Below are 16,400 nucleotides of genomic sequence, written 5' to 3'. Positions count from 1 at the left end.
CGCGCGCCGGCAAACCGGTGGAACCGGCCGCGAGGCCGGCTTAGTTACCCTGCGGGCGCTGCTGCTGCAGCAGCTCGCGGGCAGTATTCAATACGCCGTCGGCAATCTTGTGCGCGTCGATCGTCAACGTGCCGTTGTTCAGCGCGTCCTTGATCGACTGGACCAGGCCCGTGTCGATATCGGCGCCGCCCGATGCGGATGCCGAACGCAACTGGCCGGACAGACCCGACAGGTTCACGGTCGTGTCGCCGCCGGTCGATCCAGCGTCGGCCGCCTGCGCGGACGACTGGGCCGCGCCGGATTGCGCACGGGACGCGCCGTTGCCGGTCGGCGCCAGGGGGCTCGGGTTCGGAGTGGAATCGATCTTCACGATGGGTTTCCTGTACGGTTTGACCCAGATAACGGCCGGGTCGGCCCGAACTTTAGCATCGCGAGCCCGAAATGCTCCGAATAAACAATTCTTTACACTCTTGCGGCTGAATCCGTCCCTATAGCGGAATTTCCACGGTGCCGGCGTCCTTGACGATCGCCGTGACGATCTGGCCCGCGGCCATCCGCACCCGCACCGACTGGCCCGGTGCCGCATTCGCGAGCACGCTGCCTTCGGCCGAAATCGTGAACCCGGGGCCGGCCGCGACGACCCGCACCGTCTGGCCGGCCGACACCGACGCCGCGCTCTTCAGCAGGTCCTGCCGCAGCGGCAGGCCGGCCGAGATGCGCGCGAGCGCGGTCGCGCCGATCGCCTGCGTCGGGTCGGTGATCACCGCGAGCGGCATGACCGTCAGGTCGCCGTCGCGGGCGACCAGGTCGGCCGCGGAGAGCGGCTCGCCGGGCGCGATCTGGCGCGCGGCGACGTAATAGGTGGCCTGCACGGCGACCTTCGCCTGCAGGTAGACGGTCCACGGCCGCTCGCCCGCGCAGCGCACGCCGACCGTCGTGCGGCCCCACAGGCGCGCGCCGGTCGGCAGGAACGGCTCGAGCGTCGTGCACGCGGCGAGCCCGCGCGGAAACGCGGTCGTGACCGTCGCGGTGGTCTTGCCGGGCAGGCCGGCGATCTGCTGCTGCAGGAACGCGAGGGCCGCGCGGCGGATCGTCTCGGGATCCTGCTGGCCGGGCGGCGTCGCGGGCTGGGCCGCGTTCGCGGAAGCCACCGCCGCGCGCGGCGCCGGTGCGGCTGGCGCCGCGCGGACCGCCGCGACGCGTGCGGCGGCGGCCGACGGTTGCGCCGGCCGAACGGGATTCGACGCGGGTTCGGCCGTGCCGGCGACGACCGTCGCGATTGCCGCTGGATCGGCTGCACGCTGCTGCAGGCTGGAGCCGGTGTTCGCGCGGGCGGCTGCATAAACGGGCGCCGGCGGCGGCACGGTCGTCACGACCATCGCGCCGGCCGGTTGCGCCGCGTAGCCGGTTGCGACCACGCCGGTCGCGGTACTTGCCGCCGACGCCGCGCGGCCCGTTTCCGGCGCGATACCCGCACCCGAAGCCGTTCCCGCATTCCCGCCGAACTGCCCGCCGCTCGCCGCGTTGGCGTGCGCGAGCGCGGTTTCGGCCGTCTCGCCGCGTCCGGGAATCACGATCATCCCGTCTTCCGCGTGCGCGGCCGGCGCGACGATCCACAGCGCCGCGGCGAGCGCAAACGCACGCCGGACGCGCGTGAGCCGCCCGTTCCTGCCGCGAAGTGCGCCGCCCGTCATCGCCGTGTCCTCGATCCGTTGATCCGATTCGCATTCTAGGGAGCCGGGCCGCCGCGCAAACGATGAATAGAGGGGGCCTTTGCCGCGTTATTCGCCCGATTGCCGGTTGCGTCCGGCGCCTACCATCGCTGTCATGGAAAAAAGCCTCTCGGGTCGCCATCCGGCGCGAGGGGCGTGCAGCGCTTCATACGGAGGGACGCACACATGCTGGACAAACTCGATGCGGAATTCGCGTTCGGCCGACAGGCGCTCGACGTGCGCGCCTACCGGCAGGAACTGCTGTCGTCGAACATCGCGAACGCCGACACGCCCGGCTACCAGGCCCGTGACGTCGATTTCGCGTCGACGCTCGCGCGCTCGCTGAAGCAGACGAGCGGCGGCCTGGCGCCGAGCAACGCCGCGCAGCTGCCGATGGCGCAGCCGGCCGGCGTGACGAACGGCATGTCGATGGTGTCGACGGCGGCCGGTCACATGGCCGGCACCGCGAAGCTGATCCCGACCGGCGGCCCGTCGGACGACTACGGCCGTGCGCAGTACCGGATGCCGCTGCAGCCGTCGCTCGACGGCAACACGGTCGATCTCGACGTCGAGCGCGTGCAGTTCGCGAACAACGCGCTGCACTACGAAACCGGGATGACCGTGATGACCCAGCAGATCAAGGCGATGATCGCCGCGATCTCGACGAACTCGTAAGCGCAACCGAACCCGAGCACAAGCACCAGGAGCCACCATGCCTTCGTTGATGAACATCTTCGGCGTCGCCGGTTCGGCGCTGTCCGCGCAATCGCAGCGCCTGAACGTCACCGCGTCGAACCTCGCGAACGCCGACAGCGCCACCGGCCCCGACGGCAAGCCGTACAAGGCCAAGCAGGTCGTGTTCGCGACCGACCCGATCGGCGGCGCGCGCACCGCGTCCGGCCAGGGCGTGGGCGGCGTGCGCGTGACGAAGGTGATGGACGACCCGTCGCCGATGAAGTCGACCTACGACCCGGCGAATCCGGCCGCCGACGCGAACGGCTACGTGCAGATGCCGAACGTCGATCCGGTGCAGGAGATGGTGAACATGATCTCGGCGTCGCGCTCGTACCAGGCCAACGTCGAGACGCTGAACACCGCGAAGACGCTGATGCTCAAGACGCTGACGATCGGCTCGTAAGCCGCGCGTCCACCGACCTCACAGACCCGACAGACCCGACAGTTTCGACAGAAGGCCACCCAGGATGACTTCCTCCAGCACGACGATCGGCAGCAACGGCACGAACGTGTCGACCCTGCCGACCGACACGATGAACACCAACAACGTGTCGTCGACCAAGGGCACGTCGGCGAGCGACCTGCAGGCGACGTTCCTGAAGCTGCTCGTCACGCAGCTGCAGAACCAGGATCCGACGAGCCCGGTCGACAGCTCGCAGATGACGTCGCAGCTCGCGCAGATCAACACGGTGAGCGGCATCGCGCAGCTGAACACGTCGCTGACGTCGCTGTCGACGCAGCTCACGGCCGGCCAGCAGACGCAGGCGGCGCTGCTGATCGGCACGAACGTGCTCGCGCCGGGCAACGCGGTCGCGGTGAAGAGCGGCGCGGCGTCGCCGTTCGGCGTGTCGCTCGCGAGCGACGTGTCGAACCTGACGATCACCGTGAAGAACAGCGCGGGCGTCGTCGTCAACACGATCAACGCGGGCAAGCAGTCGGCCGGCACGGTGCCGTTCAACTGGACGCCGACCGACGCGGCCGGCAACGCGCTGCCGGACGGCGCGTACACGGTCAGCGCGCAGTACACCGGCACCGACGGCAAGGCCTACGCGCCGACCGTGCTGGCAGCCGCCACGGTGCAGAGCGTGATCAAGCAGGCGGACGGCACGGCGGGGCTGGTGCTGTCGAACGGTACGACGGTGGGGCTCACCCAGGTCGCGTCGATCTTCCCGAACGTCAAGACGTCGTCCACGACCGGCGACACCCCCACCAACTGATCGAGCTTTCTCGAAACGGAGACCGAAATGGGTTATCAACAGGGTCTGAGCGGCCTCGCCGGTGCCTCGAACGCACTCGACGTGATCGGCAACAACATTGCGAACGCGAACACGGTCGGCTTCAAGTCGAGCACCGCGCAGTTCTCCGACATGTACGCGAACTCGGTCGCGACGTCGGTCAACACGCAGATCGGCATCGGCACGTCGCTGGGGTCGGTGCAGCAGCAGTTCGGCCAGGGCACGATCAATACGACGAACTCGTCGCTCGACGTCGCGATCAACGGCAACGGCTTCTTCCAGATGTCGAACAACGGCGTGACGACGTACTCGCGCGACGGCACGTTCCAGCGCGACAAGAACGGCTTCATCGTCGATTCGCAGGGCCGTAACCTGATGGGTTATGCGGCCGGGGCGGGCGGCGTGATCAACACCGCGCAGACCGTGCCGCTGCAGGCGCCGACGACCAACATCGCGCCGACCGCGACGACCAAGATCAGCGGCCAGTTCAACCTGAACTCGCAGGACACGGTGCCGACCAAGACGCCGTTCAGCGCGACCGACAGCACGACCTACAACTACTCGACGTCGATCCAGGTGTACGACTCGCTCGGCGGCTCGCAAGCGGTCAACATGTATTTCGTGAAGTCGGCAGCCGGCACGTGGGAAGCGTACGCGGGCGTCCAGGGCGGCACGACGACCGATCTCGGCACGGTCACGTTCGATACGTCGGGCGCGATCAAGAGCACGACGACGGGCACGCCGCCGGCGCCGACCGCTTCGGTCGGCCAGTTCCAGTTCACCGTGCCGAACACCGACGGCTCGGCGACGCCGCAGAGCCTCACGCTCGACCTGACCGGCACCACGCAGTACGGCGGCAAGGACGGCGTGAACAACCTCGCGCAGAACGGTTTCGCGAGCGGCACGCTGACGACCTATTCGATCGGCTCCGACGGCAAGCTGACCGGCAACTACTCGAACGGCCAGACCGCCGTGCTCGGCCTGATCGCGCTCGCGAACTTCAACAACCCGAACGGGCTGGTGAACCTCGGCGGCAACCAGTATGCGGAAAGCTCCGCGTCGGGCGTGCCGCAGGTCTCCGCGCCGGGCAGCACGAACCACGGCACGCTGCAGGGCAGCGCGCTGGAAAACTCGAACGTCGACCTCACGTCGCAGCTCGTCAACCTGATCACCGCGCAGCGCAACTACCAGGCGAACGCGCAGACGATCAAGACGCAGCAGACCGTCGACCAGACGCTCATCAACCTGTAAGCGCGGATAACCGGCAGCCATGGACCGACTGATCTACACGGCGATGACGGGCGCGTCGCAGTCGCTCGACCAGCAGGCGATCGTCGCGAACAACCTCGCGAACGCATCGACGACGGGCTTTCGCGCGCAGCTCGCGACGTATCGCGCGGTGCCGATGAATTTCGGCGACGGCAGCAACATCGACCCGACGACGACGCGTACCTACGTGCTCGCGTCGACGCCCGGCGCGGATTACGCACCGGGTCCGATCACGCGCACCGGCAACCCGCTCGACGTCGCCGTGCAGGGCGCCGGCTGGCTGTCGGTGCAGACGGCCGACGGCAGCGAGGCGTACACGCGCGCCGGCAACCTGCACGTCGACGAGAACGGCCAGCTCGTCAACGCGAGCAACCTGCCGGTGATCGGCAACGGCGGCCCGATTTCGGTGCCGCCGAACGCGGAAGTGACGATCGGCAAGGACGGCACGGTGTCCGCGCTGATGCCGGGCGACCCGCCGACGGCCGTTGCGATCGTCGACCAGATGAAGCTCGTCAATCCCGATCCGGCCACGCTCACGCGCGGCAACGACGGGCTGTTCCGTACCGCCGACGGCAATCCGGCCGATGCCGACACGAACGTGGTCGTCACGCCGAATTCGCTCGAAGGCAGCAACGTCAACCCGGTGACCGCGATGGTCGCGATGATCGACAACGCGCGTGCGTTCCAGCTTCAGTCGAAGCTGATCCAGACGGCCGACCAGAACGAGCAGACGGCGAACCAGCTGCTCAACTTCAGCTGAGCGCCCGCGCCAGCCCAAGCAGGAGAATCGATAAATGAACCGTTCGCTCTACATCGCCGCCACCGGCATGAATGCGCAGCAAGCGCAGATGGACGTGATTTCGAACAACCTCGCGAACACCAGCACGAACGGCTTCAAGGCGTCGCGCGCGGTGTTCGAGGATCTGCTGTACCAGACCATCCGCCAGCCCGGCGCGAACTCGACGCAGCAGACCGAGCTGCCGTCGGGCCTGCAGCTCGGCACCGGCGTGCAGCAGGTCGCGACCGAGCGCCTGTACACGCAGGGCGGCCTCACGCAGACCGGCAACTCGAAGGACGTCGCGATCAACGGCGCGGGCTTCTTCCAGGTGCTGATGCCGGACGGCACGAACGCGTACACGCGCGACGGCTCGTTCCAGACCAACGCGCAGGGCCAGCTCGTCACGTCGAGCGGCTACCAGGTGCTGCCGGCGATCACCGTGCCGCAGAACGCGCAGTCGCTGACGATCGGCAAGGACGGCGTCGTGTCGGTCACGCAGCCGGGCTCGAGCAACGCGGTGCAGATCGGCTCGCTGCAGATCGCGACCTTCATCAACCCGACCGGCCTCGAGGCGAAGGGCGAGAACCTGTTCGCGGAAACGACGTCGTCGGGCGCGCCGAACGTGTCGCAGCCGGGGCTGAACGGCGCGGGCGTGCTCAACCAGGGCTACGTCGAGGCGTCGAACGTGAACGTCGTGCAGGAACTCGTCAACATGATCCAGACGCAGCGTGCCTACGAGATCAACAGCAAGGCCGTGACGACGTCCGACCAGATGCTGCAGACCGTCACGCAGATGAAGAGCTAACCGGAAAGTCCCGCCGTTGCCATGAAGCAGGTTCGCCTCCTCCCGTCAGCCCCCTTCCGCGCAGCCTGCGCGGTCGCGGTGGCGGCGCTCGCCGGTTGCGCGCAGATTCCGCGCGATCCGATCATCCAGCAGCCGATGACCGCGCAGCCGCCGGCGCCGATGTCGATGCAGGCGCCCGGCTCGATCTACAACCCCGGCTACGCGGGGCGGCCGCTGTTCGAGGATCAGCGGCCGCGCAATATCGGCGACATCCTGACGATCATGATCGCGGAGAACATCAACGCGACCAAGTCGTCGGGCGCGAACACCAACCGGCAGGGCAACACCGACTTCAACGTGCCGACGGCCGGCTTCCTCGGCGGGCTGTTCGCGAAGGCGAACCTGTCGGCCACCGGCGCCAACAAGTTCGCGGCCACCGGCGGCGCGAGCGCGGCGAACACGTTCAACGGCACGATCACGGTGACGGTCACGGGCGTGCTGCCGAACGGCAACCTCGTGGTCAGCGGCGAGAAGCAGATGCTGATCAACCAGGGCAACGAATTCGTGCGCTTCTCGGGTGTCGTCAACCCGAACACGATCTCGGGCGCGAACTCCGTCTACTCGACGCAGGTCGCCGACGCGAAGATCGAATACTCTTCGAAGGGCTACATCAACGAAGCCGAGACGATGGGCTGGCTGCAGCGCTTCTTCCTCAACATCGCGCCGTGGTGATGACGATGCAGACGACCCTGATCCACCGCCTGTCGGCGCGCGCGCATCGCGCCGCGCGGCTCGCCGTCGCGTTCGTGGCCGCGGCCTGCATGCTCGGCGCGGCGCCCGCGCAGGCGGAACGCCTGAAGGACCTCGCGCAGATCCAGGGCGTGCGCGACAACCCGCTGATCGGCTATGGCCTAGTCGTCGGTCTCGACGGCACGGGCGACCAGACGATGCAGACGCCGTTCACGACGCAGACGCTCGCGAACATGCTCGCGAACCTCGGCATCTCGATCAACAACGGTTCGGCGAACGGCGGCCCGTCGTCGCTGAACAACATGCAGCTGAAGAACGTCGCGGCCGTAATGGTGACGGCCACGCTGCCGCCGTTCGCGCGGCCGGGCGAGGCGCTCGACGTGACCGTGTCGTCGCTCGGCAACGCGAAGAGCCTGCGCGGCGGCACGCTGCTGCTCACGCCGCTGAAGGGCGCGGACGGGCAGGTGTACGCGCTCGCGCAGGGCAACATGGCGGTCGGCGGCGCGGGCGCCAGCGCGAACGGCAGCCGCGTGCAGGTGAACCAGCTCGCGGCCGGCCGGATCGTCGGCGGCGCGATCGTCGAACGCGCGGTGCCGAACGCGGTCGCGCAGATGAACGGCGTGCTGCAGCTGCAGCTGAACGACATGGACTACGGTACCGCGCAGCGGATCGTGTCCGCGGTCAACTCGAGCTTCGGCCCGGGCACCGCGACGGCGCTCGACGGCCGCACGATCCAGCTCGCGGCGCCGGCCGATTCGGCGCAGCAGGTCGCGTTCATGGCGCGGCTGCAGAACCTCGACGTGAGCCCGGACAAGGCCGCGGCGAAGGTGATCCTGAACGCGCGCACGGGCTCGATCGTGATGAACCAGATGGTCACGCTGCAGAGTTGCGCGGTCGCGCACGGCAACCTCTCGGTCGTCGTCAATACGCAGCCGGTGGTGTCGCAGCCGGGGCCGTTCTCGAACGGGCAGACGGTGGTCGCGCAGCAGTCGCAGATCCAGCTGAAGCAGGACAACGGCGCGCTGAAGATGGTGACGGCCGGCGCGAACCTCGCCGACGTCGTGAAGGCGCTGAACACGCTCGGCGCGACGCCCGCGGACCTGATGTCGATCCTGCAGGCGATGAAGGCGGCCGGCGCGCTGCGCGCCGACCTGGAGGTGATCTAAATGGCGGCGAACCTTCCCAACGCAAACGACCTCACGCAGCGCTTCGCGCTCGACGTGCAGGGTTTCGACGCGCTGCGCGCGCAGGCGAAACAGTCGCCGCAGGCCGGCGCGAAGGCGGTTGCCGGCCAGTTCGACGCGATGTTCACGCAGATGATGCTCAAGAGCATGCGCGACGCGTCGCCGGACGGCGGGCTGTTCGATTCGCATACGTCGAAGATGTACACGTCGATGCTCGACCAGCAGCTCGCGCAGCAGATGTCGAAGCACGGGATCGGCGTCGCCGACGCGCTGATGAAGCAGCTGCTGCGCAACGCCGGTGCGGGCACGGGCAGCGACGCCGCGGGCGACCTCGGCGCGGGCGGCATGGGCGGCATGGGTGCCGGCGGCCTCGGCACGGCCGGCAACGAAGGCAGCCTCGCCGCGATGAACGCGATGGCGAAGGCCTATGCGAACGCGGCGAACAACGGCGGGCTCGCCGGCGCGCGCGGCTACTCGGCCGGCAGCGCGCTGACGCCGCCGGTCAAGGGCGCGAGCGGCGTGCAGGACGCCGACGCGTTCGTCGACCGGCTCGCCGGCCCCGCGCAGGCGGCCAGTGCGACGACCGGCATCCCGGCACGCTTCATCGTCGGCCAGGCCGCGCTCGAATCGGGCTGGGGCAAGCGCGAGATCCGCGCGTCCGACGGCTCGACCAGCTACAACGTGTTCGGCATCAAGGCGAACAAGGGCTGGACGGGCCGCACGGTATCGGCGCTGACGACCGAATACGTGAACGGCACGCCGCGCCGCGTGGTCGCCAAGTTCCGCGCGTACGACTCGTACGAGCACGCGATGACCGACTACGCGAACCTGCTGAAGAACAACCCGCGCTACTCGGGCGTGCTCAGCGCGAGCCGCAGCGTCGAAGGCTTCGCGCACGGGATGCAGAAGGCTGGCTACGCGACCGACCCGAATTACGCGAAAAAGCTGATCTCGATCATGCAGCAGATCGGCTGACGGCCAGCGCCCGCTTCGCTGAAGACGGGCGCCCGCCGCCATCCGCTTCCCCCTCAGGACCGCGCCCGGCAGCCCGCCGCGCGCGGTTTCAACGTTTGCGCGAAAAAATTCGCCAATTCGATCTAAACTTTCGGTCAGCACTGCCGCTAAGTGTGAGAGACCTGCGACCGGGCCCGTGATCTGGCCCGGTTTTACTGCGCACCGGTTGCCCGGGCGCCCATGACAAGAAAGACCGGCTAGCCATGAATATCGAAACGTCGACGGACCCCAGCCTGGATGCAGGCCACTCCGGGCCCGACTATGCCCGCCGCAATCCGCTGGAAATCGGCGTGCAGCTGCGCAACCTCGTGAATCGCGGCGATTTCCTGACCGTCCAGTATCCGGGCGGCCAGCTCGTCACGCGCCTGCTCGAGGTCGATGTCGGCGCGCGGACGTTCACGTTCGACTGGGGTGCGCTGTCCGAGCAGAACGCCGGCATCCTCGGCGCGTCGCACTGCACGTTCGCGGCCTCGCCGGAGGGCGTGCGCGTCGAATTCACCACGGGTACGCCGCGCGAGACGCGCTACGAGGGGCTGCCCGCGTTCGTCGCCGATTTCCCCGACGTGCTGGTCTGCATCCAGCGCCGTGAATATTTCCGCGTCGATGCGCCGATCGTCGATCCGTTCCTGTGCCGCGGCAAGCTGCCGGACGGCGAGAGCTTCCTGTTCGAGGTGCACAACCTGTCGCTCGGCGGCGTGGGGCTGCGCACGGCCGACGAACGCGTCGAGGCGCTCGAGGTCGGCACGCTGCTGCCGGACGTCGAGCTCGAGCTGACCGGTCACGGCAAGCTGTCGCTCGACCTGCAGCTCGTGTCGCAGCGCTCGACGCAGATGCCGAACGGGTCGCGGCGCTACCAGCTCGGGTTCCGCTACATGTCGCTGCCGGGCAGCGCGGAAAACACGCTGCAGCGGCTGATCACGCAGCTCGAGATGAAGCGCCGCTCGCTCGCGCGGGCCTGACGCGCCCGCGGCCGCCGGCCTGGCCCGGCGCGCCCCTCGACCCTCCGCCGGCGCCACCTGCCGGACGGCTCGGCCCGCGCCGCGCATTCGCGCGTCGCGCGTGCATTTTTTCCTCAATTTTTCCCGTCGGCGGCCGTTATACCGGGAGTCACGCAACCCGGCGGCCGCAGCGCGGCCGGCTCATCAGGATCGCGCATGTCCAACACACTCATGAACCTCGGCGTCAGCGGCCTGAATGCCGCGCTCTGGGGCCTCACGACGACCGGCAACAACATCAGCAACGCCGCGACGCCCGGCTATTCGGTCGAGCGGCCGGTCTATGCCGAAACGAGCGGCCAGTACACGGGCAGCGGTTACATGCCGCAGGGCGTGAGCACCGTCACCGTGCAGCGCCAGTACAGCCAGTACCTGAGCGACCAGCTGAACACCGCGCAGACGCAGGGCGGCGCGCTGTCGACGTGGTACACGCTCGTCGCGCAGCTGAACAACTACATCGGCAGCCCGACGGCGGGGATCTCGACCGGGATCACGAGCTACTTCACCGGGCTGCAGAACGTCGCGAACAACGCGTCCGACCCGTCGGTGCGCCAGACCGCGATCAGCAACGCGCAGACGCTGGCCAACCAGATCAACGCGGCCGGCCAGCAGTACGACGCGCTGCGCCAAAGCGTGAACACGCAGCTCACCAGCACCGTGTCGCAGATCAACACGTACACCACGCAGATCGCGAAGCTGAACCAGCAGATCGCGGCGGCGAGCAGCCAGGGGCAGCCGCCGAACCAGCTGATGGACCAGCGCGACCTCGCGGTGTCGAACCTGTCGGGCCTCGCCGGCATCCAGGTCGTGCGCAACGACAGCGGCTACAGCGTGTTCCTGTCGGGCGGCCAGCCGCTCGTCGTCGCCGACAAGAGCTACCAGCTCGCGGCCGTCACGTCGCCGTCGGATCCGAGCGAGCTGACCGTCGTGTCGCAGGGGATCGCCGGCGCGAACCCGCAGGGGCCGAACCAGGCGCTGCCCGATTCGTCGCTGTCGGGCGGCACGCTCGGCGGCCTGCTCGCGTTCCGCAGCCAGACGCTCGATCCCGCGCAGGCCCAGCTCGGCGCGATCGCGACCAGCTTCGCCGCGCAGGTCAACGCGCAGAACGCGCTCGGCATCGACCTGTCGGGCAACAAGGGCGGCAACCTGTTCACGACGCCGTCGCCGACCGTGTACTCGAACCAGGGCAACACCGGCAACGCGTCGCTGTCCGTGTCGTTCGCGAACGCGTCGCAGCCGACGACGGGCGACTACACGCTGTCCTACGACGGCACCAACTACACGCTGGCCGACCGCGCGAGCGGTGCGGTGGTCGACCAGAAGGCGGGGCCGATGCCGGTCTCGCTCGGCGGGCTGAATTTCTCGACCCCGTCCGGCTCGATGAACGCCGGCGACAAGTTCACCGTGCTGCCGACGCGCGGCGTGCTGAACGGCTTCGGCCTCGCGACGACGAGCGCGTCGGCGATCGCGGCCGCGTCGCCGGCCGTCACGTCGGCGGCGGGCACCAACACCGGCACGGGCAAGATCACGCTGGCCGGCGTGACCGCGGGCTACCAGGTGCCGACGACCAAGCTGACCTACGACGCGACGGCGAAGACGCTGACGGGCTTCCCGGCCGGCACCACGGTGACGGTCGGCACCACGCCGCCGACGTCGGTCACGATCGGCAGCCCGACGGACACCGTCCCGTACGACCCGGCGGCCGGCGCGACGATGACGATGTCGGGGACGGCCGCGGGCGCGCTCAACGGCGTGAGCATCACGCTGACCGGCGCGCCGGCGACCGGCGACTCGTTCACGATCGGGCCGTACGCGGGCGGCACCAGCGACGGCTCCAACGCGCTCGCGCTGTCGAAGCTGGTCAACGCGAAGGCGCTCGGCAACGGCACGGCGACGCTCACGGGCGCGTATGCGAGCTACGTGAACGGCATCGGCAACACGACGACCCAGCTGAAATCGTCGAGCGCCGCGCAGACCGGGCTGGTCGGCCAGATCACCCAGGCGCAGCAGTCGGTTTCGGGCGTGAACCAGAACGAGGAAGCGGCCAACCTGATGCAGTACCAGCAGCTTTACCAGGCGAACGCGAAGGTGATCCAGACGGCGGCGACGCTGTTCCAGACCGTGCTCGGCCTGTTCAACTGACCGGATTCGAGGAATAGAGGCGATGCGGATTTCCAGCACCCAGTTCTTCCAGCTGAACGTTTCACAAATGAACGACCAGCAGGCCCAGCTCGCGCAGCTGTATCAGCAGATCTCGAGCGGCGTGAGCCTGCAGACGGCGGCCGACAACCCGGCCGGCGCGGCGCAGGCCGTGCAGCTGTCGATGACGTCGGCGACGCTGTCGCAGTACGCGACCAACCAGAACGCGGCGCTCGCGTCGCTGCAGGCCGAGGACCAGACGCTGCAGAGCGTCAGCGGCGTGCTGACGAGCGCGCAGTCGCTGCTCGTGCGCGCCGGCGACGGCTCGCTGTCCGACAGCAACCGCTCGGCGCTCGCGACGCAGCTGCAGGGCTACCGCGACCAGTTGATGACGCTCGCGAACACCAACGACGGCGCGGGCAACTACCTGTTCGCCGGCACGAAGAATTCGGCGGCGCCGTTTTCGACGACGGCGAGCGGCAGCGTCGCCTACGTCGGCGACACGGGGACGCGCCAGGTGCAGATCGCCGATTCGAGCACCGTGTCGCAGGGCGACACGGGCGCGGCCGTCTTCATGTCGGTGCCGGGGATCGGCAGCTCGCCGGTGCCGTCGGCCGGCGCGGGCAACACGGGCACCGGCACGATCGGCACGGTCACGGTGACGAACCCGTCGATCGCGACGAACGGCCATCAGTACGCGATCACGTTCGGCGGCACGGCCGCCGCGCCGACCTACACGGTGACCGACAACTCGGCCAGCCCGCCGACCACCACGCCGGCGCAGGCCTATTCGGCGGGCTCGGCGATCGCGCTCGGCGGCGGCATGACGGTGGCCGTATCGGGCACGCCGGCCGCGGGCGACACGTTCGCGGTCTCGCCCGCGCCGCAGGCGAGCGGCGGCTCCGACGTGTTCTCGACGCTCGACGCGATGATCTCGGCGCTGAATACGCCCGTGACGGCCAATGCGGTGGCGGGCGCGGCGCTGAAGAACGCGCTGATGACGGGCTCGACCAAGCTCGGCAACACGATGCGCAACGTCACGACGATCCAGGCATCGGTCGGCGGTCGCGAGCAGGAAGTCAAGGCGATGCAGGCCGTCAACCAGACGGCGACGCTGCAGACGACCAGCAACCTGTCGGACCTGACCAGCACCAACATGGTCACGACGATCAGCCAGTACCTGCAGGTGCAGAACGCGCTGACCGGCGCGCAGAAGGCCTACGTGCAACTGCAGAACCTGTCGCTGTTCCAGTACATCAATCCTTGATGCACGGCGCGCCGGCGGCGATGTGAGCGCACGCTTGCATTACCGCCGGCGCGATCCGCTGCCCGCGTGCCCTGCGCGGGCGGCCGTTGCACCGGGCCGCGCGGCCGCGCACCGGTTCGCTCGTCCGGCAAGCCGCGTCGCACGCCGGCCAGCCGGCGATTGCGCTCCGCGTGTCGGCCTGCTTGTCAGCCCGCTTGCCAGCCCCATTCCCGCTCCGTAAACTCGCGCCAGATTCCAGACCGGCGCATCCTTGGCAGCCGGCGACCGACAGGAGCCCTTTCCCCATGTCCGATTCCTACTTCCCGCGCTGGCGGGTCCAGTCGACCGGCGCGGCCTCGCGCGTGGTCGGCCCCGACGAGCGCCTGACGTGGCCGCAGATGGTCGCGATGGGCGTGCAGCACGTCGTCGCGATGTTCGGTTCGACCGTGCTCGCGCCGCTGCTGATGGGCTTCGACCCGAACCTGTGCATCTTCATGTCGGGCATCGGCACGCTGCTGTTCTTCGTGCTGGTCGGCGGCCGCGTGCCGAGCTACCTCGGCTCGAGCTTCGCGTTCATCGGCCTCGTGATCGCGGTGACGGGCTACGGCGGCAGCGGCCCGAACCCGAACATCCCGGTCGCGCTCGGCGGAATCGTCGCGTGCGGCGTCGTGTACGTCGCGCTCGGCGCGCTGGTGCAGGCGATCGGCACGCGCTGGATCGAGACGCTGATGCCGCCCGTCGTCACCGGCGCGGTCGTCGCGGTGATCGGGCTGAATCTCGCGCCGATCGCGGTGAAGGGCGTGTCGGGCTCGACCTTCGAGTCGGTGATGGCGCTCGTCACGGTGCTGTGCGTCGGCGGCGTCGCGGTGTTCGCGCGCGGGATGATGCAGCGCCTGCTGATCCTCGTCGGGCTCGCGATCGCGTACGCGCTCTATGCCGTCGCGACCAACGGGATGGGCCTCGGCAAGCCGATCGATTTCGCGATCGTCGCGCATGCCGCGTGGTTCGGCGTGCCGAGCTTCCGTGCGCCGGTCTTCGATCCGCACGCGATGCTGATGCTCGCGCCGATCGCGGTGATCCTGGTCGCGGAGAACCTCGGCCACATCAAGGCCGTCAGCGCGATGACGGGAACCAGCCTCGACCGCTACGTCGGCCGCGCGTTCATCGGCGACGGGCTCGCGACGATCGTATCGGGCAGCGTCGGCGGCACGGGCGTGACCACCTACGCCGAGAACATCGGCGTGATGGCCGTCACGCGGATCTATTCGACGCTGGTGTTCGCGGTCGCCGCGCTGATCGCGATCGGGCTCGGCTTTTCGCCGAAATTCGGCGCGGTGATCCAGACGATCCCGGGCCCCGTGCTCGGCGGCGTGTCGATCGTCGTGTTCGGGCTGATCGCGGTGACGGGCGCGCGGATCTGGGTCGTCAACAAGGTCGACTTCTCCGACAACCGCAACCTGATCGTCGCGGCCGTCACGCTCGTGCTCGGCGCCGGCGACTTCTCGCTGAAGATCGGCGGTTTCGGGCTCGGCGGGATCGGCACCGCGACGTTCGGCGCGATCATCCTGTATGCGATCCTGCGCAAGGAAAAGGAACCGGGCCCGGTGGTCTGATTCAAGCGCGGGCGGTGCAATGCCGCCCGCCGGCGCGCCCTCACGCGCCGGTATTCGACTGCGCCTGCAGCCACGCGCAGAACTGCGCGACGAGCGGATCGTCGGCCGGCGCGCCCGGCGCGATCCACCAGTAGCTGCGCGTCGCGATGCGCGGCCCGTCGAGCGGCATCACGAGCCGGCCGCTCGCGAGCTCGTCGTCGATCAGCGGCAGCGGGCCGAGTGCGACGCCGAGCCCGTCGACGGCCGCCTGCAATGCCAGGTAGAAGTGGTCGAACGACTGCCGCTTGCGCCCCTTCATCGCCACGCCGGCCGCCGCGAACCAGTCGCGCCAGCCTTCCGGCCGCGTATCCGAATGCAGCAGCACGTGCCGCGCGAGATCGTCCGCGCGGGTGATCGGCGCGCGCTTGAGCAGCGCGGGGCTGCAGACCGGGATCACGCTTTCGTCGAGGAAATGGCCGCTCGTGCAGTTCGGCCAGTGGCCGGGGCCGCGGCGGATCGCGACGTCGAAACCGTTCAGCATGTCGAGCGGCGCATTCGACGTCGACAGCTTCAGCTCGACGTTCGGCACGTCGCGCTGGAACCGCGACAGGCGCGGCAGCAGCCATTTCATCGCGAAGGTCGGCAGTGCGTTGATGCGCAGCACGCGCGCCGCGCCGGTGTTGCGCAGCTGCTCGGTCGCATGCGCGATGCTGTCGAACGCCGCGCGCACGGTGTCCAGGTAGCGGCGGCCTTCGTCGGTGAGCTTCACGCGCTTGCCGTAGCGGTGGAACACCGGCTTGCCGAGCCATGCCTCGAACGCGGCGATCTGCCGGCTGATGGCACCATGAGTCACATGCAGCTCATCGCCGGCGGCGCTGAAGCTTTCATGTCGTGCCGCGGCTTCAAAGGCCCGAAGCGCGGAAAAGGGCGGGAGATCGCGTGCCATGCTTGTGATTCTAGATCACAA

The 16,400-nt window shown here is 68.9% G+C and carries 16 protein-coding genes; 13 read left to right on the top strand and 3 right to left on the bottom strand.

The window, feature by feature from the left end:
• Positions 1 to 40: 40 nt before the first annotated feature.
• A complete protein-coding gene (gene flgM / locus DIE03_RS35705) occupies positions 41 to 370 on the bottom strand; it encodes a flagellar biosynthesis anti-sigma factor FlgM (protein ID WP_124456796.1) in 330 nt (109 codons plus the stop codon).
• A 118-nt stretch (positions 371 to 488) separates the two neighbouring features.
• Positions 489 to 1,694: a flagellar basal body P-ring formation chaperone FlgA gene (gene flgA, locus DIE03_RS35700; RefSeq protein ID WP_124456795.1), complete on the bottom strand. Its 1,206-nt coding sequence runs from the start codon at positions 1,692 to 1,694 to the stop codon at positions 489 to 491.
• Positions 1,695 to 1,898: 204 nt separating this feature from the next.
• Here flgA and flgB point away from each other — a divergent pair, with 204 nt between their 5' ends.
• The 13 genes from flgB (at position 1,899) to DIE03_RS35635 (ending at position 15,454) form a co-directional block, all read left to right on the top strand.
• Complete coding sequence (gene flgB / locus DIE03_RS35695) at positions 1,899 to 2,387, top strand: flagellar basal body rod protein FlgB (protein WP_124456794.1); 489 nt, start codon at positions 1,899 to 1,901, stop codon at positions 2,385 to 2,387.
• A 37-nt stretch (positions 2,388 to 2,424) separates the two neighbouring features.
• Complete coding sequence (gene flgC / locus DIE03_RS35690) at positions 2,425 to 2,850, top strand: flagellar basal body rod protein FlgC (RefSeq protein WP_034190310.1); 426 nt, start codon at positions 2,425 to 2,427, stop codon at positions 2,848 to 2,850.
• A 64-nt stretch (positions 2,851 to 2,914) separates the two neighbouring features.
• Positions 2,915 to 3,664 (top strand): flagellar hook assembly protein FlgD, encoded by a 750-nt coding sequence (locus DIE03_RS35685; RefSeq protein ID WP_124456793.1) that lies wholly within the window; start codon positions 2,915 to 2,917, stop codon positions 3,662 to 3,664.
• Between the two features lie 27 nt (positions 3,665 to 3,691).
• Positions 3,692 to 4,933 (top strand): flagellar hook protein FlgE, encoded by a 1,242-nt coding sequence (gene flgE / locus DIE03_RS35680; RefSeq protein WP_124456792.1) that lies wholly within the window; start codon positions 3,692 to 3,694, stop codon positions 4,931 to 4,933.
• A gap of 19 nt (positions 4,934 to 4,952) precedes the next feature.
• Positions 4,953 to 5,711 (top strand): flagellar basal-body rod protein FlgF, encoded by a 759-nt coding sequence (gene flgF / locus DIE03_RS35675; RefSeq protein ID WP_124456791.1) that lies wholly within the window; start codon positions 4,953 to 4,955, stop codon positions 5,709 to 5,711.
• Positions 5,712 to 5,745: 34 nt separating this feature from the next.
• Positions 5,746 to 6,534, top strand: a complete 789-nt coding sequence (flgG, locus tag DIE03_RS35670) for a flagellar basal-body rod protein FlgG (protein ID WP_006477564.1) — start codon at positions 5,746 to 5,748, stop codon at positions 6,532 to 6,534.
• A gap of 21 nt (positions 6,535 to 6,555) precedes the next feature.
• Positions 6,556 to 7,245 (top strand): flagellar basal body L-ring protein FlgH, encoded by a 690-nt coding sequence (gene flgH, locus DIE03_RS35665; protein ID WP_124456790.1) that lies wholly within the window; start codon positions 6,556 to 6,558, stop codon positions 7,243 to 7,245.
• A 5-nt stretch (positions 7,246 to 7,250) separates the two neighbouring features.
• The gene (locus tag DIE03_RS35660; protein ID WP_124456789.1) at positions 7,251 to 8,429 is read left to right on the top strand and encodes a flagellar basal body P-ring protein FlgI; all 1,179 of its coding nucleotides are present in this window, start codon (positions 7,251 to 7,253) and stop codon (positions 8,427 to 8,429) included.
• Entirely contained in the window at positions 8,430 to 9,422 is a 993-nt protein-coding gene (flgJ, locus tag DIE03_RS35655; protein ID WP_124456788.1) for a flagellar assembly peptidoglycan hydrolase FlgJ, read from the top strand.
• Positions 9,423 to 9,664: 242 nt separating this feature from the next.
• Positions 9,665 to 10,420, top strand: coding sequence for a flagellar brake protein (locus tag DIE03_RS35650; RefSeq protein WP_006477567.1), 756 nt, complete (start codon positions 9,665 to 9,667; stop codon positions 10,418 to 10,420).
• A 195-nt stretch (positions 10,421 to 10,615) separates the two neighbouring features.
• Positions 10,616 to 12,598, top strand: a complete 1,983-nt coding sequence (gene flgK, locus DIE03_RS35645) for a flagellar hook-associated protein FlgK (RefSeq protein WP_124456787.1) — start codon at positions 10,616 to 10,618, stop codon at positions 12,596 to 12,598.
• Between the two features lie 22 nt (positions 12,599 to 12,620).
• Positions 12,621 to 13,862, top strand: coding sequence for a flagellar hook-associated protein FlgL (gene flgL, locus DIE03_RS35640; protein ID WP_124456786.1), 1,242 nt, complete (start codon positions 12,621 to 12,623; stop codon positions 13,860 to 13,862).
• Positions 13,863 to 14,146: 284 nt separating this feature from the next.
• Complete coding sequence (locus DIE03_RS35635; protein ID WP_124456785.1) at positions 14,147 to 15,454, top strand: solute carrier family 23 protein; 1,308 nt, start codon at positions 14,147 to 14,149, stop codon at positions 15,452 to 15,454.
• A gap of 40 nt (positions 15,455 to 15,494) precedes the next feature.
• On the opposite strand, the gene DIE03_RS35630 is transcribed toward DIE03_RS35635, so the two are convergent.
• Positions 15,495 to 16,379: a transcriptional regulator GcvA gene (locus DIE03_RS35630; protein WP_124456784.1), complete on the bottom strand. Its 885-nt coding sequence runs from the start codon at positions 16,377 to 16,379 to the stop codon at positions 15,495 to 15,497.
• Positions 16,380 to 16,400 lie beyond the last annotated feature (21 nt).

It is taken from the genome of Burkholderia sp. Bp8992 (assembly GCF_003853705.1).
GTDB lineage: Bacteria > Pseudomonadota > Gammaproteobacteria > Burkholderiales > Burkholderiaceae > Burkholderia.
The sequence above is the reverse complement of the archived record's forward strand: the minus strand, read 5'-3'. Positions and strand labels throughout refer to the sequence as shown.